A 23405-nucleotide genomic window follows, 5' to 3' on the forward strand; every position below is an offset into this window, starting at 1 on the left:
CAAAAAACGAACTATGACCATAAATTCTGCACTGCAACGTGCATTTACCAACCGCAGCGTTCTGAAAGTTATTAGTGGTTTGCATAACTTTGACCGCGATCGCGTGGCTGCTATTATTAAAGCTGCTGAAATTGGTGGTGCGACCTTTGTTGATATCGCTGCTGATCCGGCAATAGTCGCAATGGCGAAAAGCTTGATTAATTTACCAGTGTGTGTATCAGCAGTTGAACCAGAAAAATTTGTGCAAGCTGTGGCAGCTGGCGCAGACTTGATTGAAATTGGTAATTTTGATTCTTTCTACGCGCAAGGACGCAGATTTGAAGCTGAGGAAGTTTTAGCCTTGACTCAGCAAACCCGCGCACTTTTACCAGAAATCACCTTATCTGTGACAGTTCCTCACATTCTGGAACTAGATCAGCAAGTACAACTAGCAGAAGAACTCGTTAAAGCTGGTGCTGACATCATCCAAACCGAAGGCGGAACCAGCAGCCAACCTGCTCACTCTGGCACTTTGGGATTAATTGAAAAAGCTGCTCCCACCTTGGCAGCAGCTTACGAAATTTCTCGCGCTGTATCTGTACCAGTATTATGCGCTTCCGGTATTTCTAACGTTACAGCACCATTAGCTATTGCTGCTGGTGCTGCTGGTGTTGGTGTTGGTTCTGCTATCAACCAACTCAACAGCGAAATCGCTATGATTGCTGCTGTACGTGGTTTAGTAGAAGCATTAGCAACTGCCAACAACCGCGCAGTTGTCTAAGGAGTAGGGAGTAGTAAATCAATAATTCTCAGTTTACCGTTATGAGTTTTTGTTGATCCCCCCAACCCCCCTTAAAAAGGGGGGCTATTTTTTCGTTTACCCCCTTAAAAAGGGGGTCGCCGCAGGTGGGGGATCTTAATCTGGGATGACCCAACTTTATATTTGAAAAGTATTGATGACTAGTACATTACTTCCCCAACTCCCGATTCCCCACTCCCCTTAAACCAAACAATCCTTTAGCGCATAAATCACCTGGTCTTGCTGCTGGGTTGTAAGTTCAGGGAACATTGGCAAAGATAAAACCTCATGACAGGTTTGCTCGGCTACTGGCAATTGCCCTGATTGATAACCCAAATGTTGATAAACTGGCTGTAAATGCAGTGGATAAGGGTAGTAAACCATTGAATTTATACCCCGTTCTTGCAATTGATTTTTTACCCAATCGCGCCGCGAAGCACTAGCACCATTGCGTGATTCACTAACTACACGAATTGTGAATTGATTCCAGACACTCTCGCCGCCAGGAAGTTCTTCAGGGACAACAATTCCCGGAAGTTGGCTGAGGAACTGTTGGTAGTAAGATGCGATCGCTTGTCTCTTTTGATTCCAATTATCAAGATAACGCAGCTTAATTTGCAAAATTGCGGCTTGAATGGCATCTAAGCGGCTATTTACGCCAACTTCCTCGTAGTAATAGCGATTTCGTTGCCCATGCTCCTTAATTACCCGCATCTTCGCTGCTAACTCTGGATCATTAGTTGTAATTGCCCCACCATCGCCACAACCGCCGAGATTCTTGGTAGGGTAAAAACTAAAGCAACCAATATGCCCTATGCTGCCAACTTTTTGATTATCCCAAACTGCACCTGTAGATTGAGCGCAATCTTCAATTATGGCTAAATTGTGAGTATTGGCGATCGCCATTAACTCTGTCATATCCACAGGCTGTCCGAATAAATGCACCGGAATAATCGCCTTGGTTTTGGGTGTAATCGCCCCAGCTATTTGCCGCAAATCTAAGTTAAATGTATTAATATCTATATCCACAAATACAGGCTTGGCTCCTACAGAGCTGATCACCTCAGCCGTCGCAATAAAGGTAAACGGTGTTGTAATCACCTCATCGCCTGCACCAATTTCTAAAGCTCGTAGCGCTAAGTAGAGTGCATCAGTTCCAGAGTTACAAGCTATACAATTAGTAACACCATGATAGTCAGCAAATTGTTGCTCAAAGCTTTCAATTATGGGGCCACCAATATAACGCCCGGAAGACAAAACTTCTAGCACTGCTGCACTCACTTCTGCTTCGATAGTGACGTATTGCTGCTTGATATCAAAGGCAGGAACAGAATTTACGCTTTGGAACATGAGTTTTTATGTTATTTGAAGATACAAAGGATGCACTTCGACAGTAGACTTTAGCTGCTTGAATTTTCATCAAACAGTTGGCTAATAGACTGTCTCCCCGGATACGCATCAAAAAGGGTGGTTACTGAAATTATTGTATGGGCAAAAATATCATACTAATTCGTAATTTGTAATTTGTAATTTGTAATTAGGCCACTCTCAAAAAGTGTCAATATACATGACTTATAGGGAGTCATTTTATGAAATTGATCAAAACCTCACGCAAAGATGATAGAGAATTATTCTGTTTAGCAGACATAACCTGATTCATATAACAGATCTGAGGTGGATACTCTCTCTGTACTTGAATAATTGAAATTCAACTCTCAAGTATGTAAGCTGTTGTGATCAGACAATTCCAGGAGGTGAAAAAACTGTGCCGGATTTAATCAAACTAGATTTAGCTGATTTAGCCTTGGCTGTGGGGTTAATGGCGATCGCCATTGGTTTATCCGCCTGGGAAAAATTAGGATTAGAGTTAAATTTGGCAATTGCAACTGGCAGAACCATCTTACAGCTGCTGGTATTGGGGTACGTTTTCGATTTCATCTTTGCCGTAAATAATGCTTGGGCGGTTTTGGGAATTGTAGCAATTATGCTGACAATGGGAGCGATTGTCGCCCGCAACCGAATCAGCCAGAAAATTCCCTTAGTATTACCTGTGGTTTGGGGAGCAATTTTAGTAAGTACCGCCTTCACGCTCTTTTACACCAACTTCTTGATTCTCCAACCAGATAGATGGTACGAAGCAAAGTATATGATTCCCTTTGCTGGGATGATTATTGGTAACGCAATGAATGCAGCAGCGATCGCCGGTGAACGTCTGGTTAGTACAGTCAATAATTCCGCTGGGGAAATTGAAACTCACTTAAGTTTAGGCGCAACGCCCCAACAAGCTGTCAGTCAGTACCGCCGAGAAGCCATTCGCGCCGCATTCCTTCCTACCATCAATCAAATGATGCTCATTGGTATGGCTACCCTTCCCAGTATTACCGCTGGACAGTTGTTAGGCGGTGTGAACCCTTTAGATGCTGTCTCTTATGAAATTTTAATTGTGTTTATGGTTGCTGTGGCAAACTTACTGACGACAATTTTAGTTACAAGGGGGTTGTGTCGTCAGTTTTTTAACTCAGCGGCGCAGTTAATTAGATAATTGTGGACAACAAAAGTACTTTGATAGGTTGACTTGCAAAATCCCAGCATCAGGCTGAAAATTCTTTTTTCGAGAATAAGTCTTTATTTTTTGTCTTCTCTCGCAGGGGAGAGGACTGATTTATCTCTAGTGTGAGAGTATGCGATCGCTTGCTGATCAAAAAGCAACTCAGTTATTCAGACAATATTCAAGCAAAGCTAAGTATCTTGATCCGAAATCAATTTTTGGACTGCTTGCATCAGTTCTGCTTCAGTGCATTGATATAAATCCCGCAGTATCCCCGCCAAGAAACTAGCTAACGCTCTTCATTAGACTGCTTATGGATAGATTAATCATGCCACACAACAGCGATGACAAAGATTTCTCCTCAGAAACGCAGACTCAGGTATTTGCTTACAAAGAACGGCTAAATTCTTGGATTGTTGCGCGGTTATTTCCAGATATGCAAAGGGTAACAGTTGCGAGATTTCGCAGCCGTTCTGATGCAGATGGTCATGTACAAAGTTTACGTCAACTTATGCCGGAAGCTAATTTTGTCGTGGTGTTTGATTGTCCCCGTCAGAAAGTAGCCATTTAAATTTTAGGAGAGGCGATCGCCTGAATCGTCCTCTCATTCATTAATAATTAATATTATCAGCAAAACCATAACCACCACCGCCGGGTGTCTCAATTACAAATACATCACCAATATTCATTTCCACCACAGCTTTACTACCTAAATCCTCAACTGTTCCATCACACCTTTCCACATAATTTTTTCCTAATTTTCCAGCTTCACCACCAGATAAACCAAAAGGTGCAACTACACGATGATTTGATAGAATTGCTGCGGTCATCGGTTCCAAAAAACGCAAGCGGCGAATGACACCATTTCCGCCATAATGATGGCCTTTACCACCACTATTTTTACGAATAGCAAAATTTTCTAACACAATTGGAAAACGCCATTCTAATACTTCTGGATCTGTCAGACGCGAATTAGTCATGTGGGTTTGCACTGCATCTGTACCAGCAAAATTTGCACCTGCACCAGAACCACCACAGATTGTTTCATAATATTGATAGCGTTCATTCCCAAAGGTAAAATTATTCATTGTGCCTTGAGAAGCCGCTAAAACCCCCAACGCGCCATATAAAGCATCGGTAATTGCTTGGGAAGTTTCCACGTTTCCCGCCACCACAGCCGCTGGGTAACGAGGATTTAACATACAACCTTCAGGAATGTTAATTTCTAAAGGTTTCAGACAACCAGCATTTAAAGGAATATCATCATTAACTAATGTACGGAAAACGTATAGAACTGCGGCTTTGCAAACTGCTGCTGGAGCATTAAAATTATTATTTATCTGCTGATTGGAAGTGCCTGTAAAATCAATTTTAGCGCTGCGTTTTTCTCGGTTAATGGTAATTGCAACTTGAATCATACTACCATTATCTAAAGCATAACTAAAACTGCCATCTTGCAAAACTTCGATGACACGCCGTACAGATTCTTCGGCATTGTCTTGCACAAAAATCATGTAAGCTTGTACAGTTTCTAACCCATAGTGTTCTACCATTTTTAGCAATTCTTGCACACCGCGTTCATTAGCAGCAATTTGTGCTTGTAAATCTGCTAAGTTTTGGGTAACATTACGTGCAGGGTAAGGTTTACTTGTAAGCAAATTTACTAATTCTGCTTCGTGGAATTGACCTGCTGCAACTAACTGAAAATTATCGATTAATATGCCTTCTTCTACGACATTTGTACTATTGGGTGGCATTGAACCGGGAGTAATACCGCCGATATCTGCATGGTGTCCCCGTGAGGCGACGTAGAATAGTGGAGAGTCGGGAGTACTGAGTGTTAAATCGGGGAAGACTGGAGTGATAACAGTAATATCTGGTAAGTGAGTACCGCCGTTATAGGGGTTATTAGAGACAAAGACATCACCGGGTTTGATGGTGTCACCATAATTAGTAATTAAAGCTTGTACACTTTCACTCATCGAACCCAAATGCACAGGAATGTGAGGCGCATTCGCTACCAATTGACCAAAGCCATCAAAAATTGCACAGGAGAAATCTAGCCTTTCTTTGATGTTTACAGAAGAACTGGTATTTTGTAAGGTTATACCCATTTGTTCTGCGATCGCCCGAAACAAATTATTAAAAATCTCCAGCATAACGGGATCTGGTTTTTGTCCTACCCTGCGGGAAGCTGCTAACGCGTCTAGGTCATTTGTCCGTTGTCCTTTGTTGTCTGCAACACCAACCACAGACAACACAAGATGATTGCGTGTAGTTAATTCCGCTTGCCAATGGGGTTCAATGACATTTGTACCCGTCGTCTCTACAATAATGGCTGGGCCTGCGATACAATCTCCTGGTTGTAAATCTTGGCGTTGGTACACTGGTGTCGTTTGCCATGTACCAACCGTATACATCTTTACAGTAGCTACTGCTACGGGTTCCTTCCCATTTTTACGTGCAATTACAGCTTCTTCCGGCGCATCATGTTTCGCAACCACCTCAACCGCCACAGCTTCCACAATCAACTGCTTTTCAGCAGCAATAAACCCATAACGCTGACGATGTAACTCCTCAAACTGCCGCTGCATCATCGCCACATCAGCAAAATCCACAATCAAAGGCGCATCCGTTCCCTCATATCTAAGATGCACTTTGCGATAAACCTCTGTCTTGGTGCTCTCTGCGTCTTGGCGGTTCGTTTCTCCCACCAAAGCTACAAACTCTGACTCCAACTCCGCCAATAAACCCTCATCCAAAACCGCTTCCACCGACTTTTCCCGAATTCCCCTGACATCTGCTAAACCCATACCATAAGCAGACAACACCCCCGCGAATGGATGGATAAATACCTGCTTCATCCCCAAAGCATCAGCAATTAAACAAGCGTGTTGCCCACCAGCACCACCAAAACAGCATAAAGTATACTCTGACACATCATAACCACGCTGGAGAGAGATTTTTTTGATAGCGTTTGCCATCTTATCAACTGCGATCGCCAAAAAACCCGTAGCGACTTCTTCCGGTGTTCTCCCATCCCCAATTTCCCTCGTTAATTGCCGAAACTTATGCTGCACAACCTCTACATCCAAGGGTAAATCCCCATTCACCCCGAATATCTTAGGGAAAAATTCTGGTTGCAACTTACCCACCATCACGTTGCAGTCAGTTACCGTCAACCTTCCGCCCTTGGAATAAGCCGCTGGGCCTGGATTTGCTCCCGCAGATTCCGGCCCCACCCGATAGCGAGAACCATCAAACTGCACAATCGAACCACCACCAGCCGCAACTGTGTGAATTGCCATCATCGGTGTTCGCAGACGCACTCCGGCGACTTCTGTTTCAAAGGTGCGTTCATACTCGCCATTGTAATGCGCCACATCAGTTGATGTACCGCCCATATCAAAGCTGATAATCTTGTCAAATCCAGCCATAACGCTTGTCTGGACTGCTCCAACTATCCCACCAGCCGGCCCAGATAAAATGCTGTCTTTACCTTGAAAGTTCTCTGCATTCGCTAGTCCGCCGTTGGATTGCATGAACATTAGTTTTGTGGTTTGTTCGTTATTGAGTTGATGCGAGACTTGATCAACATATCGCCGCAAAATCGGTGATAAATAAGCGTCAACAACCGTCGTATCACCCCGACTAACTAATTTCATTAAAGGGCTGACTTTGTGAGATATGGAAACTTGAGTAAAGCCAATACTTTTGGCTAAAGTGGCGACTTGTTGTTCATGGGCGGTGTAGCGGTAGCCGTGCATAAAAACAATCGCACAGCAACGAATCCCATCATTGTATGCTGCTTGTAATTGCGGACGAACTGCATCGATATTTAAAGGTATTAATTCCTCACCTTGGGCGCTGTAACGTTCATCGACTTCAATTACTTTTTCGTACAGCATTTCTGGCAAAATTATCTCAAGGGCGAAGATATCGGGACGGTTTTGATAACCGATATGTAAAGCATCCCGAAATCCTTGAGTAATTACTAAAACAGTGCGATCGCCTTTTCTCTCTAATAAAGCATTTGTCGCCACAGTTGTTCCCATTTTCACCGCCGCAATGCGATCGCCTGGAATTGGCGCATCAGCCGCAATTCCCAACAGTTCCCGAATTCCTTGCACTGCTGCATCGGTGTAGCGTTCAGGATTTTCTGACAGCAGCTTGTGAATTACCAAATCCCCATCAGGACGCTTCGCCACAATATCGGTGAACGTCCCGCCTCTATCAATCCAAAATTCCCAACTTGCCAAAGATGGTGATGCCCCAGTCATAGTAAATTCCTCTATGCCGATTTTGCTACTGCCAAGGTTATGATTTTTAAGTTATCAGATAGTTACTTGCTTGGTTCGCTGAAGATTTTTAGGGGAATTGCATGGCAGTTGAAAAAATCAGTTGGTCTAAAATGGCTTTTCAGATGAAAGGCTCGGTGATATCTTCAATTTATCCACGAGTTTTTTGGTGTGGATTTTTTGGTGTTGTAATTTCGGTTCTTTATTATTTAAAATTACCTGTATCTCAACCAATTTTAGGAAATGTTATTCCCAGTATTGTCTTAGGTTTATTATTAGTTTTTCGGACAAATACTGCTTATGATCGGTTTTGGGAAGGTAGAAAAGCTTGGGGATCTATAGTCAACACTGTACGTAATTTAGCCCGACAAATTTGGGTATCTATTGACGAAGTATCTCCAGAAGATAGAGAACATAAAGTTGCTGCCTTACGTTTATTAGTAGCCTTTGCAGTTACAACTAAATTGCATTTAAGAGAAGAAAAAATTAACAGTGAACTAGAAGAATTAATTCCCACATCTAAGTATATAAAATTGCAGACGATGAACCATCCACCTTTAGAAGTTGCTTTTTGGATTGGTGACTATTTACAACAACAGTATGACCGCAAATGCTTAAATAGCTACCAGTTAACTAGTCTGCAAGAACTATTAAATAATTTAGTCGATAATTTAGGCTCTTGCGAACGGATTTTAAGAACTCCTATGCCTTTAGCTTATGCCATACATCTCAAGCAATTATTGTTATTGTATTGCTGCTTATTGCCCTTTCAAATGGTAGAAACTTTAGGATGGTGGACAGGCTTAATTGTCGCTTTAATTAGTTTTACCTTGTTTGGCATTGAGGCTATCGGCTTAGAAATCGAAAATCCTTTTGGTTATGATGCCAATGACTTACCACTAGATGCAATTTGCAACACCATGAAACGCAATATTGATGATTTAATTAGTTTGCCGCCAAATGTGCGATCGCTTCCAGATAACATCGCCATTTAAAGACTAAGCTAACCGTCTAATTCCCTGTTCTAAACCTTGGCAAACACTTGTCAGAAAATCTAAATCTAGACTGGCAATATTATCACTAGGTTTGTGATAATTGGGATTCCGTAAAAATGCCGTATCTGTCACCATAATTGCTGGATAGCCCAAATCCCAAAAAGGTGCATGATCACTAAGTCTGGTTTGAGGTACGATTAAGCCTCGGTTAGGTACTGGTAGCCATTGACTGGGTAAACCTGCTTTGCGAATATTCCGGCTGAGACTGATTAAATCCCGAATTGTCCGCAAATTCCCAATTAAAGCAATAAAATCACCCTGATTTGGATAAAATTTCTCCAACGGACGGGGATAAGCCTGAGAACCTGGGGTAGAGTTGCAATAACCCAGCATTTCCAGAGAAATCATTAAGCGGAGTGATTGCTGTTGTTGATGCAATAAACTTGCATATTCAGTACTGCCTAGTAAGCCATATTCTTCCATATCAAAAGCTACTAGCCGCAAGGGATATTTAGCAGGTTCCGCTGCAAATTTCCGCGCTAATTCTAATAATACCGCTACACCTGTAGCATTATCATCTGCCCCTGGTGTTCCAGGTACAGCATCATAGTGCGCCCCAATCAAAATTGGGGGTAAATCTTGGTGCTTCCCTATTGTTTGACTTGATAAATTTAAAATCAGGTTGTTGCAGGTTTTCCCTCTCACTACAAAGGTGTGGATTTCCACACTTCCCCATTGTGCTAATTCTTGACGAATGTATTCTTGGACAAAGAAATGTCCTGCTGTGGCGAAGAAAGGATCGCGTTCTCTGGCGATTTCATACAGATGAATTCGTAATTGCTCTTGTAAATTCAAAGCTTGCAAGTGTTCTTCAAATAAACTTCTGAGTATCAGGAGTAAGTCAACAATCAATGAAAAAAGGGTGGATTACCCAACTTAAAGCGCTGATAAAGTAGAGTTTTTCGACTATGGAGATTTCCAGCTACTTAGACATACTCAGCATTGTGAATGCTATCCTAGTTTTGCAACTAGCTCCTTAACCTTAAATTTATTCAACTTTTGCCTTAATTGACTATTATACCATTGAGGTGTTTTCCACTAATAGCTTCATGCTATTGGTAGTCCTGGCCAATCATAATAAATTAATAGATATAAGACACACTAGGAGAAGAGTAACGCATGGGCAAGGTAGTCGGCATCGACTTGGGTACAACCAACTCAGTAGTCGCCGTGATGGAGGGTGGCAAGCCGGTGGTGATTGCCAATGCAGAAGGAATGCGAACAACACCCTCCGTAGTTGGTTTCAGCAAAGATGGCGAGAGAGTGGTTGGGCAAATGGCACGACGGCAAACCGTCCTCAACCCGCAAAATACTTTTTTTGCAGTCAAACGCTTTATTGGACGAAAGTATGGTGAACTCAGCCCAGATTCTAAGCGTGTGCCATACACCATCCGCAAAGACGAAATCGGGAATATCAAAGTTGCTTGTCCCCGCCTGAGTAAAGATTTTGCCCCCGAAGAAATTTCGGCAATGGTACTCAAGAAATTAGCTGATGATGCCAGCCGTTATTTAGGGGAACCAGTTACAGGCGCAGTTTTGACAGTTCCTGCTTATTTTAACGATTCTCAAAGACAGGCAACCCGTGATGCTGGCAGAATTGCCGGCTTAGAAGTGTTGCGAATTCTCAACGAACCCACTGCGGCTTCTTTAGCTTACGGTTTAGATAGAGGTGACACCGAAACCATCTTAGTCTTTGACTTGGGTGGTGGAACTTTTGACGTATCCATTTTAGACGTTGGCGATGGGGTATTTGAAGTTAAAGCCACCAGTGGTGATACCCAACTGGGTGGAAATGACTTTGATAAAAAGATAGTAGATTGGTTAGCAGAGCAATTTTTAGAAACCGAAGGTGTAGACTTAAGACGCGATCGCCAAGCTCTACAACGTTTAATGGAAGCCGCAGAAAAAGCTAAAATTGAATTATCTGCTGTGAGCATCACGGATATCAATTTGCCCTTCATCACCGCCACAGAAGACGGGCCAAAACATATCGAAACTCGTCTGACGCGTTCTCAATTTGAAGGTTTGTGTAGTGATTTAGTCGGACGCGTCCGCACACCAGTCAAAAGGGCATTAAAAGATGCTGGACTCAGGCCAGAAGATATCGAAGAAGTTGTGTTAGTTGGTGGTTCAACCAGAATCCCGATGATTAAGCAACTAGTCCGTGACTTAATTGGCATTGAACCTAACGAAAATGTTAACCCTGATGAAGTTGTCGCCGTTGGTGCAGCCATTCAAGCAGGTATCCTCGCCGGCGAACTGAAGGATTTGCTGTTGTTGGATGTCACACCTTTATCTTTGGGATTGGAAACTATCGGCGGTGTGATGAAAAAACTCATTCCCCGTAATACAACCATCCCAGTCCGCCGTTCGGATATCTTCTCCACCTCGGAAAATAACCAAAATACCGTGGAAATTCACGTAGTTCAAGGTGAGAGGGAAATGGCAGGAGATAACAAATCTCTGGGACGGTTCAAGCTGTATGGTATTCCCCCAGCCCCGCGCGGCATTCCCCAAGTCCAGGTATCATTTGATATTGATGCCAACGGGATTTTACAGGTAACAGCCTTAGATAGAACAACAGGCAGGGAACAAAGTATCACTATTCAAGGTGCTTCCACATTAAGTGAATCAGAAATTAATCGGATGATTCAGGACGCGCAAAAATACGCTGATGTCGATCGCGAACGTAAAGAACGAGTCGAAAAACGCACCCGTTCCGAAGCATTGATTTTACAAGCAGAACGACAGCTGCGAGAAGTAGCCCTAGAATTTGGTATGCAATTTGCCCGCAGTCGTCGCCAACGCATTGATAATATCAGCCGCGAACTCAAGGAGAGTTTACAAGCCAACGACGATCGCGGCATTGATCAAGCCTACGCTGACTTGCAAGATGCCCTTTATGAACTAAACCGAGAAGTCCGCCAGTATTATGCTGAAGACGAAGACGATGACTTGTTCGGCACAATTAAAGAAATTTTCACAGGAGGCGGCGATAAAGAAAGAGAACGGGAACCTGATTACTACCGAGATAATTACCGCGATCGCGATTCCTATAACAGTAGAGACTACGGTAGAGACAATGGCAGAGAATACGGTAGAGACAGTCGTTCTTCAGCCTATGACAGTCGCCCATCTCGCCGCACATCCCGCCCTAGTTATCAAGATAATTGGGATGAAAATGACGATGATTGGTTGTAATACTGCCCTTAGATGGCAACAACCACCGTTACTAAGGTGAGAAATTTGATTCAAAATACGGATTTAGCCGTTGGTGATAAGTAATAAGTAATGAGTCAATAGTATTAAGTAGGTAGACATAATTAAATATAAAATGCCAACCTGTGAAACCCTATCACATACTAGCTTTTACCTTCTGCCTCCTGCTTCCTGTCTCCTGCCTTCTACGTACTGATTACTTAATAATTATTACCAACATCTAAAATCTAAAATTTAAATTTAAATAACTGAACTATGCAAAATTTGCAGAATTTCCGCGATTACTACGAGATTTTAGGAGTAGATAAAGATGCCTCTAATGAAGAAATTAAAAAGAACTATCGGCGATTAGCTAGACAATATCACCCTGACTTGAATCCAGGGAATAAAGCCGCTGAAGAAAAATTTAAAGATATTGGCGAAGCTTACGAAGTGCTTTCCGACACAGCCAAAAGAGCGCAATACGACCAGTTTAGCCGCTATTGGAAGCAAAAAGGCTTTGCTGGGAACAAACAAACGCCAAAAACCAAAGGCTGGGGAGAACGTCCAAGCGATCGCAGCAATGGCAATCAAAATGTAGATTCCAGTCAATTTGCTAATTTTGAAGACTTTATCAATCAAGTTGTAGGTGTTGGTAGTCGCCAAGATACCAGAAATGGCAGTACTACAAAAACCGATCCGTTTCGTTCGCCGAACAGCAGAGTTCAATATACAGTTCCTAAAAATCCGCCAAAACCAGCCCGGCGAGATATTGAAGCTCGATTAACCTTACCATTAGAAAAAGCTTATCAAGGTGGTAACGAGCGCATTCGTTTAGAAGATGGGCGATCGCTAGAAGTGACAATGCCTCCAGCTATGGTTACAGGTCAGAGTATCCGCCTAAAAAACCAAGGTATCAGCGGTGGCGACTTATACCTAAAAATTACTGTCGAGCCACATCCCTTATTTAAATTAGAAGGTGCAAACATAGCCTGTCAAGTACCCGTAACTCCCAGTGAAGCAGTTCTCGGCGGATCTGTTGAAGCACCCACCCTCGATGGCCCTGTGAAAATGACCATCCCCCCAGGTGTTAGGTCTGGTCAAAGATTCCGCTTGGCAAATAAAGGCTACCCTACCGACAATGGTAAACGCGGCGATCAATTGGTGGAGATTCAGATAATTACACCAAAAAATATTAGCCCCGAAGAAAAAGAACTTTACGAAAAAATTCGGCAAATTGAAACCTTTAAACCCCGCGCTGATTTACTAGGTTAGGTTTTTCTACTCACGAACTTATAAAAGTTGTTGCAGTTCCTCAATAGTGTTAACAGTTTTAATCGCTTGTTGAATAGCTTTTAATCGCTGTAAATCACTAATTTGGGAAATATTTGGCATCAACTCTGACCCAGCATTGCCGAATTTAATTTCCAAGGCCAGTTCAATCCCGGAAAATAATTCCTCCCGTCGACCACGTTCTTCACCCCGCGCCTCACCCCGCGCTTCACCCCGCGCCTCGCCTTCGCGTAAAATTTCTTGATACCAAGGTGACTCACGTAACACAGCCATATCCCACCTCATAATTTCTTGAACTAACGCACTTTCTAAAACAAACGTAGCAAAAAAAGCCAAGACTGTTTCTAATTGGTTTAGCTGTTCATCAGCACGGAGAATTCGTAATGCTTCTCGAATTATCGACTCATTTTCACCACCTCTAAGAATCGGTACAAAGGGAAGTAGAGATGGTAGAGGTTGTTCCAAAACAATATTCACATCAACTTCCCACAAGTTAATCACACGATAATCTTGTAATGACCGCAATCCAGCAATGTTTGATTCAAAACTAGTAGGTATTGGTTCATTAGTAGTCTTCAGAATATTAATTAAAACAGGATATGTTGGTAGATTATATTTTTCTTCGGCCAGGGCTGAATATGCACGCATCCGACGCGGCATTTGCGATTGATAGCGTAATTGTAATTCGTTGAGGACGAGAAATTCACCGTATTCAAGACTGGTAGCACGGACTAAAACATCACTTTCTCTGCTGATCCATTGAAATTCAGAACTGAGAATTTCCCCAGCAATGACATCAGGTATTTTTGTTACCCATCTTACCCAGTTGTCAGGTGCAAGGCTGATTAATTTTTTAGTGCTAACATCTGCGCGTTTGGACATCGATATGGAGAGGCACTTAGGCAATGAAATTTATCGTACCTTGTACATGCCATCACAATAAAAGATTCGTATGGAGCAGGAGTAGGAGGTTTACAATATTATAAAAAACTTGATCGCCAACCTCAAACAGCCGTGAATCAAAATGGGGCCATGCCACAAAGTAGTGAAACCTCCTACTACTCGCTGCTAGGACTGCATCCCTCAGCATCGGTGATTGATATTCGCCGTGCTTATCGGGAACTAAGCAAGCGCTATCATCCTGACACTACAGAATTACCTGCTACCCTTGCTACAGCTAAATTTCAGCAAATTAATGAAGCTTATGCCACTTTAAGCCATCCAGAACGGCGACTCAGCTATGACTTGAAAATTGGCTATTCTCGCTTTGGTGTAATTCAAGCACCTGCGGATTTGCATCGTCCTGTGCGTTATTCTTATGATTACTCTAAATCAGCTTACCTTGATGCCAGCGATCGCCCGCTTTCTTCTGGCGAAATCTTCGCTTTATTTATCCTGGGGCTGACCTTTGTAGGATGTTTATTACTAGCACTGGCGATTGGATTTGCTCGTGGTGAAGCTGCTTTTCAAACCCAATCTCCTCTACTTACCCCCAAAGTCGAGAAGCATATTTCTTATGTATCCCAATTAACTAGTTCTGGAGAGTCTCAAAACTATAACTTTTCCATATTCAAATAAACAGTTTCCTACCTCAAAATCTCAAATTATTATGTCTATTCTGCCAGCAGATACCCCTTTATATAATCATCCTCTGCCACAAATTGAGCAATGGTTAAAAGACCAAGGCTGTCAACAAGATGAAACACAACGTCATTGTTGGCGTGTGCAAAGATCCGATTGGCAAGCTGAACTTTGGCTAGATATTGAGCAAATTGTAGTTAGATATCTTGAGGCTGGAGACAATCAACAAGACATCCAACGCTCCTTCAAGTATTCTCTTAGCCGTGAAGATATAGAACAAGCTGTGTTTTCTGGCCCTTAAAAGGTCGAAGTCTCAAGGGTAAAGTATGAAAAAGGATGAAATTTATATTTCAGATTTTAGACTTTGCCAAATCTCCGATCTCGTTGCTGATATGCACATAAAGCCCGGTGAAACTCAGCGCGGTCGAAATCAGGCCAAAGAGTCTCAGTGATGTAAATTTCCCCGTAAGCCATTTGCCAGAGGAGAAAATTGGAAAGGCGCATTTCCCCGCTAGTACGAATTAATAAATCAGGGTCATCAATTCCAGCAGTGTAAAGATGGCTTTCAAATACTGATTCATCAATTTCATCTGGTTTGAGGATACCTTGCTGAACTTTTTGGGCGATCGCGCGGCAAGCTTGTAAAATTTCTTGCCGTCCGCCATAATTAGTTGCCACAGAAAACTTAATACTGCGATTATTCTTAGTGGCTTCCATTGATCGGGTAATTTCATCTTGCAGCGATCGCGGTAAAGCCTGCAAATTTCCCACAAACTGAATTTGCACATTTTCCTCAACCATTTCCCGCAGTTCTTGACGTAAAACTACTTGGAATAAAGTCATCAAAAAATCTACTTCTTCCTGCGGCCTTTTCCAATTTTCTGTAGAAAAAGCATAAGCTGTCAGTGCCTCAATTCCCCAGTCTTTGCAACAACGCAGCAAGTCTTTCAAAGCATCAACACCACGCTTATGACCCATGATTCGCGGCAAACCTTGAAGTTTAGCCCATCGACCATTGCCATCCATAATCACCGCAACGTGTTTGGGCAGTAGTTCCCGTTTCAAGTCGGGAGGCAAATATAGCAGTTCAGTTTGTTGTACAGTCATTTTTTATCTCGAGAAGCGGTCGATGGTAATCCAAGTAAACGTGAAACTAGTACCAGTGCTTTACTACCAATCTGACGCACCCAGCTTAACAGACCAGGAGCCACTGCTTCCCGATCTACAGTTGGAGATAAGCGAGCCTCTAAGGACTCTTTGAGTTTTCTAATGGTCAGTGGTCTATTTAGGGTTCCCCGTTCCGCTAGGGAAATAGAACCCGTTTCTTCTGATACAACTACACAAATACAATTTTCGACCCGCTCAGTAATTCCCATTGCTGCCCGATGGCGTGTACCCAACTGGCGCGAGGCTGTGCGTCCCGAAAGTGGTAAAATTATACCTGATGATACGATTCTTGAGCCGCGAATCAAAGTCGCCCCATCATGTAACAAAGTTTTCGGCTGAAAAATTGTTTGTATAAGTTCCTTAGAGACTTCAGCATTCAGCTTAACTCCAGGCACAGAAAAATCTCGCTCGTCAATTGGGCCAGTGGTTTCCAAAATTAGCAAAGCTCCTATTCGGTTTTTTGAAAGTTCTTTAACCGCATCCACAATTTCATCAATCACACTATCAGATTTGGGGATGGACAAACTGGATGTTTGAAATAACTGGCGTATTTCTCCACGGCCTAATTGTTCCAAAAATCTCCGAAATTCTGATTGTAGGGCTACCGCCATCGCCACAGCACAACCAATCACTAATTTTTCTAGGACAAAATTTAGCAGGGGTAAGCCCAATCTACCGCTGATTGCCGATGCCAGCATTAAAATAATAAATCCTCGCACCATCCAAAGTGTCCGGCGCTCGCTAATAATAACTAGTATCATGTACGTCAGCGCCAGCACTAATACAATATCCAGAGTCCCAAGTAGCAAGGACTGCGACCATCCTAGGTTTGTCAGCCAATGCTTTGACCAATCTCTCATGACATCTGGATTATCTTTCTGTCTCTAATACTTTTTGTCAATAGTCAATGGTCAATAGTCAATAGTCCAATATTTTTGATTATGAACTTTTGACTATGGAACGCCAGTTGCTACAAGTCGGCCAAGCCGCCCAACGCACTGGCTCCTTTTGACTTTTGACTAAATCTTAAGTCTCTCTGGTAGGCAATCTTGCCGAATCAAATCTTGATAAGTTTCGCGCTGCAAAATCAAATTTGCTTCGCCATTAGCCACTACTACTGCTGCTGGACGGGGTAAGCGGTTGTAGTTAGATGCCATACTGTAATTGTAAGCACCAGTTGCCATAACCACTAGGATATCGCCTGGTTCAGTTTTTGGTAGTTGGGCATTCTTAATTAGGATATCTCCTGATTCGCAATGTTTACCAGCTACTGTGACTGTTTGTGTGATCGGAGCCGACATTTTATTAGCAACTACAGCCCGATAAACTGACTGGTAAGTGATTGGCCGGGGATTATCGGACATTCCACCATCAACAGATAGGTAGGTACGAATTTCTGGGACTATTTTGGTTGCACCAATGGTATAGGCAGTTACACAAGATGTCGCAATCAGCGATCGCCCTGGTTCACATAATAGCTTTGGTAAAGGCAAATTTTCGGCTGCACAAGTTTCTTGAAGAACTTCACAAATTACCTTTACCCAATCTTCAATACTTGGGGGATCATCTGATTCTGTATAACAAATACCTAACCCACCACCAATATTGAGTTCGGTTAAATTTAAACCATACTTAGCAGTATCTCGGAACCATTGCACCATCACCGCGGCTAAGTCTCGATGGGGTTGCAGTTCAAAAATTTGCGAACCAATGTGAGCGTGCAAGCCTATACAATTCAAGGAAGGTTGCTTGCTAACAAAGGTAAACATTTCATCTAAGTCGTTGGGGTCAAAGCCAAATTTACTATCTAAGTGTCCTGTGCGAATATATTCGTGGGTGTGGCATTCAATCCCAGGAGTTAACCGCAGCATGATGCGGACTGGCTGGGTGTTTTGGGTCAATTCCACCAAATTGTGTAATTCTTGCCAGTTATCAACGACAATCGTCACACCAGATTCAATTGCTAAAACTAGCTCTGAATGGGATTTATTATTGCCGTGGAGGTAAATTTTCTCCGGACTAACGCCAGCAGTTAAAGCTGTGTAGAGTTCACCGCCAGAAACAACATCAATTCCTAACCCTTCAGAGGCAGCGATCGCACAAACAGCTAGACAATTCCATGCTTTGGAAGCGTACAATACTTGAGCTTCACCTTGGTAGTATTGCTTAAACGCATCTCGGTATTGCCGACAAGCTAAACGGAGAGTGTCTTCATCTAAAATATATAAAGGCGAACCAAACTGCTGAACTAGGGTTGTGACATCACACCCACCAATTTCCAGGCAGTCATCACTATTAACTTTGGCCGTTAAAGGTAATAGTTCCTGGTTAGGCGAAATAGTTTCGTTTGGGTTGCGCTTTTGAGGCAAATACTGAGTTCCAGTATGTTGAACCTCAGTGGGGTGAGTCGATACCATAACTATATAGATTGTCCTTGTTCAAATTAAGGGCGTGAGGAAGTATCCCGATTTTCAGTTTACCAACACAGTGCTGAGTGCTGAGTAAAGTAAAAAATCCGAGAAAACTTCGCATAGGCATAAATCAACTACCACGTCAGAGTGGTCTTTAAACTCAACATTCAGCACCTTCAACTCAGCACTTTGAATAAATTGTGATTTCATCAGACTTACAATTGCGATCGCTCACAACCAATGATCTAAGTGCAATCCTCGAACTTGATCAAGCTTGTTTTGGTGGTCTTTGGACAATGGATGGCTACCAACGAGAGTTGGACAGTCCCAACAGCGAATTACTTGGGTTATTTGCACCATTGTCTAGTATTCAACTTTTGGGGATGGGTTGCTTTTGGTCGATTGTAGACGAAGCCCACATTACAATTTTGGCAATTCATCCCCAATATCACCGTCAAGGTTTGGGACAGGCTTTATTGTATGCTCTCTTGAAGACAGCTGGCGATCGCGGTTTAGAGCGAGCCACCCTCGAAGTTAGAGCTTCTAACCTTGCTGCTATATCCTTATATCAGAAATTTGGCTTTAAAACCGCTGGGTTACGACGGCGTTATTACAAAGATAATGGCGAGGATGCCCTAATTCTTTGGTTATCAGAGTTGCAGCATCCAAAGTTTCAAACAACTTTAGACAACTGGCACACTACTGTCAGCAAACAGTTGAATCAATTTTCTTGGCAGTTGATTAATTAGCCGAAAAGAGAGATTAAGAGGCTGGTATTTTTGCTCAGTCATCAGCACTTTCTCCAGCGAATTCTTCACAAGCTCACCTCATAACCAAATATGAAAAGCTTTCTTTTCTAGTAGCGGGATCAGAGAAAGCACTGGAACTAAAACAGCTAATGACAAATGTCAAAGGACAAATCACCGTTCACAACCAAGAAAAAATGAACTTTTACACTTGTTAATTCATTAGAATATTTAATAAATATAATTTTTCTGTTTTAAATAAAAAATATATTTGAGAAAATTTTGACATCTACAGTCAAAATATGCTAATAATTAATATTTGTGACTGGTAAAAATTAATTTACAATCATCACGGCTAACTATTTACAAGCCAAGCTGAAAAGCTAGTAAATCAAAGCTCCTCAAGTCAGTAGCCGTAGCAAAATTCATCAACAGTTGACAAATCCACCCATCAATTTGAGTAGTCTTCCTTGGATGTTGATTATCTGTGATACAGGCACCCAAAACCTTAGCCTGTGCTAAAATCAGCGTACCGGCACGACGCAGGTGATGGGAAAAATGCCATGTTTGAACGCTTCACAGAAAAAGCCATTAAGGTAATCATGCTGGCCCAAGAAGAGGCCCGCCGTTTAGGTCACAACTTTGTGGGAACCGAGCAGATCCTCCTGGGTCTGATTGGGGAAGGCACAGGAGTTGCGGCCAAGGTGCTGAAATCAATGGGTGTCAATCTCAAAGATGCCCGTATTGAAGTAGAAAAAATTATAGGCCGGGGTTCAGGCTTTGTGGCCGTGGAAATTCCGTTTACGCCACGGGCAAAGCGGGTTCTGGAACTATCCCTAGAAGAAGCGCGCCAATTAGGGCATAACTACATTGGCACCGAGCATCTGCTGTTGGGCCTGATCCGGGAAGGGGAAGGTGTAGCAGCCAGGGTGCTAGAAAACCTTGGGGTGGATCTATCTAAGGTAAGAACCCAAGTCATCCGAATGCTGGGAGAAACAGCAGAGGTTTCGGCGACCGGGCAATCGGGACGCACTAAGACTCCTACCTTGGATGAATTCGGCTCGAACCTAACCCAGATGGCGACGGACAATAAACTTGATCCAGTCGTAGGACGCGCGAAAGAAATTGAGCGCGTAATTCAAATCTTGGGTCGCCGGACAAAAAATAACCCAGTGCTGATTGGTGAACCAGGGGTTGGTAAGACTGCGATCGCTGAAGGTTTGGCGAGCCGCATTGCTAACAAAGATGTCCCCGACATCCTGGAAGACAAGCGTGTAGTCACACTAGATATTGGTTTGCTGGTAGCAGGTACCAAATACCGGGGTGAATTTGAAGAACGCCTGAAAAAAATCATGGACGAAATTCGCTCGGCGGGTAACGTCATTCTCGTGATTGATGAGGTACACACCCTAATTGGTGCAGGTGCAGCCGAAGGTGCAATCGACGCAGCAAATATCCTCAAGCCAGCCTTGGCCAGAGGTGAATTGCAGTGTATCGGTGCCACCACCCTCGACGAATACCGCAAACACATCGAGCGCGATGCAGCCTTAGAACGCCGCTTCCAACCAGTAATGGTAGGTGAGCCATCAGTTGATGAAACTATAGAAATATTGCATGGATTGCGCGATCGCTACGAGCAACATCACAAGTTGAAAATTTCTGATGAAGCTTTGATTGCAGCAGCGAAATTGTCTGACCGTTATATCAGCGATCGCTACTTGCCAGATAAAGCCATCGACTTGATTGATGAAGCAGGTTCGCGCGTGCGGTTAATCAACTCCCAACTGCCCCCCGCAGCCAAAGAGTTAGATAAAGAACTGCGCCAAATCTTAAAAGAAAAAGATGATGCAGTGCGTTCCCAAGACTTTGACAGAGCCGGGGAACTGCGCGATCGGGAAATGGAAATCAAAGCCGAAATCCGGGCGATCGCTCAAAGCAAAACCAACGGTGCAAGTGGTGACGGTGTAGAACCAGTTGTTACCGAAGAAGACATTGCTCACATCGTTGCTTCCTGGACAGGTGTACCAGTCAACAAGCTCACCGAGTCTGAATCCGAGAAGCTGCTGCACATGGAAGACACCTTGCATCAGCGATTAATCGGACAAGAAGACGCAGTGAAAGCAGTTTCACGGGCAATCCGTCGGGCGCGTGTCGGTTTGAAAAACCCCAACCGACCCATCGCCAGCTTTATCTTCTCCGGGCCGACTGGGGTAGGTAAAACTGAGTTGGCAAAATCCTTGGCTTCTTACTTCTTCGGTTCCGAAGAAGCAATGATCCGCCTGGATATGTCGGAATATATGGAACGCCACACCGTCAGCAAACTAATTGGTTCGCCTCCTGGTTACGTTGGTTATAACGAAGGCGGTCAATTAACCGAAGCTGTACGCCGTCGTCCTTATACCGTGGTGCTGTTCGACGAAATCGAAAAAGCCCACCCCGATGTCTTCAATATGCTGCTGCAAATTTTAGAAGACGGGCGATTAACCGATGCTAAAGGTCGCACCGTTGACTTCAAGAACACCTTGCTGATTTTGACATCCAACATCGGTTCCAAGGTAATTGAAAAAGGCGCTTCCACCATCGGCTTTGAATTTAATGAAGATGCTGGTGAATCGCAGTATAACCGCATTAAAACTCTGGTTAACGAAGAACTCAAGCAGTACTTCCGCCCAGAATTCCTCAACCGTTTGGATGAAATTATCGTCTTCCGTCAATTGAACCGGGAAGAAGTCACCCAAATCGCCGACATCATGCTCAAAGAAGTGTTTGGTCGCCTGACAGAAAAAGGCATCACCTTAGAAGTCACCGAACGCTTCAAAGACAGGCTCATCCAAGAAGGTTACAGCCCCAGCTATGGCGCAAGACCGTTGCGTCGGGCAATTATGCGCTTGTTAGAAGATAGCCTAGCAGAAGAGATTCTGTCTGGTCGCATCAAAGATGGCGATACCGCTGTTGTTGATGTCGATGAAAACGGCAACGTGCAAGTCAGTTCTCAACAGCGCCGAGAGTTGTTACCTCAAGGAATTGAGTCTTAGTTAATATTTGGGATTGAGTCTCAAATAAATATTAGCAACCGGTAGAGTGTTAATTACTCTACCGTTTTTATTAATTTTGAAATTAATGATCTTTGCTAACAAATATCAATATTTGCAGTTATAAGTTAAAGTGATAAACAAACCACAAAAGGCATAGTTGATTAACTACTCGTCAATTAGCCACCCCCTCTGTATTCCGTGTTCAATTCCGCCAGTCCAGTCCATTATTAGATGTTTCCGCACTTTATAAATATAGATGTTGAATCACAGTTGGGTTAATTGGATTTTTAATATATGTTTCTTCATATCTATATTCTCTGTCAGTGTTTTTCTGCTGACGTAGCACATAGATTTGGTCAACTTTATATTTCCGAAGATTTACATCACTGGTCAGCTTGATCCATTCCATGAGTACAATATATAAACTATTTGGATTTCTTGCTTTTAAATCCTCTGCTGCTCGTGAGGAACCTTCAAGCATAGTTTTATCTAGATAAGTTTTACATTCAATTGCAACAACTGGTATATCAAAAATGTGTGTTTCAGTACTACCTGTGACCTTAACTTCAGAATAGTTTTCTGGTTCTTCTGTAATAAGTGTTAGCATTTCACCAGGATTTTCATCTTGCTCAGGTGGGGTTGCTGCTTCGAGAGATGCGTGAACAGTTGCACCAATTACAAAATCATGATCTTTCTTTTCAATACGTGCATAGGGACGTTTTAACATCTCAGAATATCTTGGTGGAACAAAGAAAATATCTTTGAATGTATGAGACTTACCAATGAGAGCATTTTCTCCAAAATCTCTGGCTAAATCTCTAAACAAATAGTAAAGAAATTCTTCCAGTACACTAGAGTGGAGGTTGGATCTAGAGTCAAACTTTTCAGCATAATGTTGCTGATCTAAAAAGTCCTTGTATGCTGAAAGAAGTTTTACCCTACTAGCAATAATGGCATCATCTTGCTCCGTAAGTTTAGATGTTGGCCCCACTAATTGGAGATTGGCTGAGTGCCAATTATTATACTCAGTTCTAATCTCTGTGAGATATCTTTTACTTTCAGGATCACGGTATTTTTTCCGGTGATTCTCCTTCTGTTCTAGATTAGATCCATGAACTAAAGGGTTTCTATCACTTGTGGGCATAGCTCTAATTTTTCCAGAAGATGAGTTGCAATTACCTTAGCAAGAATAGGAGGTACAGCATTACCTACCTGATTGTACTGGCAAAGAAATTTTTCGTTAAATCTCTGCTCTCGGTGTAATAACCCTCTTCTGTCACTTTCCGTAGAGAGAA

18 protein-coding genes are annotated in these 23405 nt (G+C 42.9%); 10 read left to right on the top strand and 8 right to left on the bottom strand.

The window, feature by feature from the left end:
* Window positions 1–13: 13 nt before the first annotated feature.
* Window positions 14–760 carry a DUF561 domain-containing protein gene (locus tag NCWK1_RS02750; protein ID WP_103123636.1) on the top strand — a complete coding sequence of 249 codons (747 nt, stop codon included), beginning with the start codon at window positions 14–16 and terminating at the stop codon, window positions 758–760.
* Window positions 761–979: 219 nt separating this feature from the next.
* Here the strand turns inward: NCWK1_RS02750 and NCWK1_RS02755 are convergent, their stop codons facing one another.
* Complete coding sequence (locus NCWK1_RS02755; protein ID WP_096580383.1) at window positions 980–2128, bottom strand: DegT/DnrJ/EryC1/StrS family aminotransferase; 1149 nt, start codon at window positions 2126–2128, stop codon at window positions 980–982.
* A 415-nt stretch (window positions 2129–2543) separates the two neighbouring features.
* Here NCWK1_RS02755 and NCWK1_RS02760 point away from each other — a divergent pair, with 415 nt between their 5' ends.
* Both NCWK1_RS02760 and NCWK1_RS02765 read left to right on the top strand, forming a co-directional pair.
* On the top strand, window positions 2544–3320 hold the full coding sequence (locus NCWK1_RS02760; protein ID WP_096580381.1) for an ABC transporter permease: 777 nt from the start codon (window positions 2544–2546) through the stop codon (window positions 3318–3320).
* Between the two features lie 334 nt (window positions 3321–3654).
* Entirely contained in the window at window positions 3655–3897 is a 243-nt protein-coding gene (locus NCWK1_RS02765) for a hypothetical protein (RefSeq protein WP_096585278.1), read from the top strand.
* A gap of 40 nt (window positions 3898–3937) precedes the next feature.
* On the opposite strand, the gene NCWK1_RS02770 is transcribed toward NCWK1_RS02765, so the two are convergent.
* Window positions 3938–7606 (bottom strand): hydantoinase B/oxoprolinase family protein, encoded by a 3669-nt coding sequence (locus NCWK1_RS02770; protein WP_103123637.1) that lies wholly within the window; start codon window positions 7604–7606, stop codon window positions 3938–3940.
* A 101-nt stretch (window positions 7607–7707) separates the two neighbouring features.
* On the opposite strand from NCWK1_RS02770, the gene NCWK1_RS02775 reads away from it, so the two are divergent.
* Window positions 7708–8619: a bestrophin family protein gene (locus NCWK1_RS02775; protein WP_096580377.1), complete on the top strand. Its 912-nt coding sequence runs from the start codon at window positions 7708–7710 to the stop codon at window positions 8617–8619.
* Between the two features lie 3 nt (window positions 8620–8622).
* Here the strand turns inward: NCWK1_RS02775 and NCWK1_RS02780 are convergent, their stop codons facing one another.
* Complete coding sequence (locus NCWK1_RS02780; RefSeq protein ID WP_103123853.1) at window positions 8623–9474, bottom strand: M28 family peptidase; 852 nt, start codon at window positions 9472–9474, stop codon at window positions 8623–8625.
* Window positions 9475–9798: 324 nt separating this feature from the next.
* On the opposite strand from NCWK1_RS02780, the gene dnaK reads away from it, so the two are divergent.
* On the top strand, window positions 9799–11880 hold the full coding sequence (dnaK, locus tag NCWK1_RS02785) for a molecular chaperone DnaK (RefSeq protein WP_103123638.1): 2082 nt from the start codon (window positions 9799–9801) through the stop codon (window positions 11878–11880).
* Window positions 11881–12153: 273 nt separating this feature from the next.
* Window positions 12154–13152, top strand: coding sequence for a DnaJ C-terminal domain-containing protein (locus NCWK1_RS02790; protein WP_103123639.1), 999 nt, complete (start codon window positions 12154–12156; stop codon window positions 13150–13152).
* 18 nt (window positions 13153–13170) lie between these two features.
* Here the strand turns inward: NCWK1_RS02790 and NCWK1_RS02795 are convergent, their stop codons facing one another.
* Complete coding sequence (locus tag NCWK1_RS02795) at window positions 13171–14052, bottom strand: RpnC/YadD family protein (protein WP_103123640.1); 882 nt, start codon at window positions 14050–14052, stop codon at window positions 13171–13173.
* 150 nt (window positions 14053–14202) lie between these two features.
* Between NCWK1_RS02795 and NCWK1_RS02800 the strand changes: the two genes are divergently transcribed.
* The gene (locus NCWK1_RS02800) at window positions 14203–14748 is read left to right on the top strand and encodes a J domain-containing protein (RefSeq protein WP_096580371.1); all 546 of its coding nucleotides are present in this window, start codon (window positions 14203–14205) and stop codon (window positions 14746–14748) included.
* 31 nt (window positions 14749–14779) lie between these two features.
* On the top strand, window positions 14780–15052 hold the full coding sequence (locus NCWK1_RS02805) for a DUF3143 domain-containing protein (protein ID WP_103123641.1): 273 nt from the start codon (window positions 14780–14782) through the stop codon (window positions 15050–15052).
* Between the two features lie 56 nt (window positions 15053–15108).
* Here NCWK1_RS02805 and uppS read toward each other — a convergent pair whose 3' ends face one another.
* The 3 genes from uppS to lysA form a co-directional block, all read right to left on the bottom strand.
* Window positions 15109–15858 carry a polyprenyl diphosphate synthase gene (gene uppS, locus NCWK1_RS02810; protein WP_096580367.1) on the bottom strand — a complete coding sequence of 250 codons (750 nt, stop codon included), beginning with the start codon at window positions 15856–15858 and terminating at the stop codon, window positions 15109–15111.
* The gene (gene cdaA / locus NCWK1_RS02815) at window positions 15855–16778 is read right to left on the bottom strand and encodes a diadenylate cyclase CdaA (protein WP_096580365.1); all 924 of its coding nucleotides are present in this window, start codon (window positions 16776–16778) and stop codon (window positions 15855–15857) included. Before cdaA ends, uppS begins: the two co-directional genes overlap by 4 nt.
* A 159-nt stretch (window positions 16779–16937) precedes the next feature.
* Window positions 16938–18335, bottom strand: coding sequence for a diaminopimelate decarboxylase (gene lysA / locus NCWK1_RS02820; protein WP_103123642.1), 1398 nt, complete (start codon window positions 18333–18335; stop codon window positions 16938–16940).
* Window positions 18336–18529: 194 nt separating this feature from the next.
* Here lysA and rimI point away from each other — a divergent pair, with 194 nt between their 5' ends.
* Both rimI and NCWK1_RS02830 read left to right on the top strand, forming a co-directional pair.
* Window positions 18530–19078: a ribosomal protein S18-alanine N-acetyltransferase gene (rimI, locus tag NCWK1_RS02825; protein WP_096580361.1), complete on the top strand. Its 549-nt coding sequence runs from the start codon at window positions 18530–18532 to the stop codon at window positions 19076–19078.
* A gap of 560 nt (window positions 19079–19638) precedes the next feature.
* Window positions 19639–22110, top strand: coding sequence for an ATP-dependent Clp protease ATP-binding subunit (locus tag NCWK1_RS02830; protein WP_096580359.1), 2472 nt, complete (start codon window positions 19639–19641; stop codon window positions 22108–22110).
* Between the two features lie 244 nt (window positions 22111–22354).
* On the opposite strand, the gene NCWK1_RS02835 is transcribed toward NCWK1_RS02830, so the two are convergent.
* Entirely contained in the window at window positions 22355–23254 is a 900-nt protein-coding gene (locus NCWK1_RS02835) for a Bpu10I family restriction endonuclease (protein ID WP_245894809.1), read from the bottom strand.
* Window positions 23255–23405 lie beyond the last annotated feature (151 nt).

The organism is Nostoc cycadae WK-1 (assembly GCF_002897135.1).
Classification (GTDB): Bacteria; Cyanobacteriota; Cyanobacteriia; order Cyanobacteriales; family Nostocaceae; genus Nostoc_B.

Bases quoted from the DNA above. Each gene is read 5' to 3' on its own strand.
- NCWK1_RS02750 (WP_103123636.1), top strand. From the start codon at position 14: ATGACCATAAATTCTGCACTGCAACGTGCATTTACCAACCGCAGCGTT.
- NCWK1_RS02755 (WP_096580383.1), bottom strand. From the start codon at position 2,128: ATGTTCCAAAGCGTAAATTCTGTTCCTGCCTTTGATATCAAGCAGCAA.
- NCWK1_RS02765 (WP_096585278.1), top strand. From the start codon at position 3,655: ATGCCACACAACAGCGATGACAAAGATTTCTCCTCAGAAACGCAGACT.
- NCWK1_RS02770 (WP_103123637.1), bottom strand. From the start codon at position 7,606: ATGACTGGGGCATCACCATCTTTGGCAAGTTGGGAATTTTGGATTGAT.
- NCWK1_RS02775 (WP_096580377.1), top strand. From the start codon at position 7,708: ATGGCAGTTGAAAAAATCAGTTGGTCTAAAATGGCTTTTCAGATGAAA.
- dnaK (WP_103123638.1), top strand. From the start codon at position 9,799: ATGGGCAAGGTAGTCGGCATCGACTTGGGTACAACCAACTCAGTAGTC.
- NCWK1_RS02790 (WP_103123639.1), top strand. From the start codon at position 12,154: ATGCAAAATTTGCAGAATTTCCGCGATTACTACGAGATTTTAGGAGTA.
- NCWK1_RS02795 (WP_103123640.1), bottom strand. From the start codon at position 14,052: ATGTCCAAACGCGCAGATGTTAGCACTAAAAAATTAATCAGCCTTGCA.
- NCWK1_RS02800 (WP_096580371.1), top strand. From the start codon at position 14,203: ATGCCACAAAGTAGTGAAACCTCCTACTACTCGCTGCTAGGACTGCAT.
- NCWK1_RS02805 (WP_103123641.1), top strand. From the start codon at position 14,780: ATGTCTATTCTGCCAGCAGATACCCCTTTATATAATCATCCTCTGCCA.
- uppS (WP_096580367.1), bottom strand. From the start codon at position 15,858: ATGACTGTACAACAAACTGAACTGCTATATTTGCCTCCCGACTTGAAA.
- cdaA (WP_096580365.1), bottom strand. From the start codon at position 16,778: ATGAGAGATTGGTCAAAGCATTGGCTGACAAACCTAGGATGGTCGCAG.
- lysA (WP_103123642.1), bottom strand. From the start codon at position 18,335: ATGGTATCGACTCACCCCACTGAGGTTCAACATACTGGAACTCAGTAT.
- NCWK1_RS02830 (WP_096580359.1), top strand. From the start codon at position 19,639: ATGTTTGAACGCTTCACAGAAAAAGCCATTAAGGTAATCATGCTGGCC.
- NCWK1_RS02835 (WP_245894809.1), bottom strand. From the start codon at position 23,254: ATGCCCACAAGTGATAGAAACCCTTTAGTTCATGGATCTAATCTAGAA.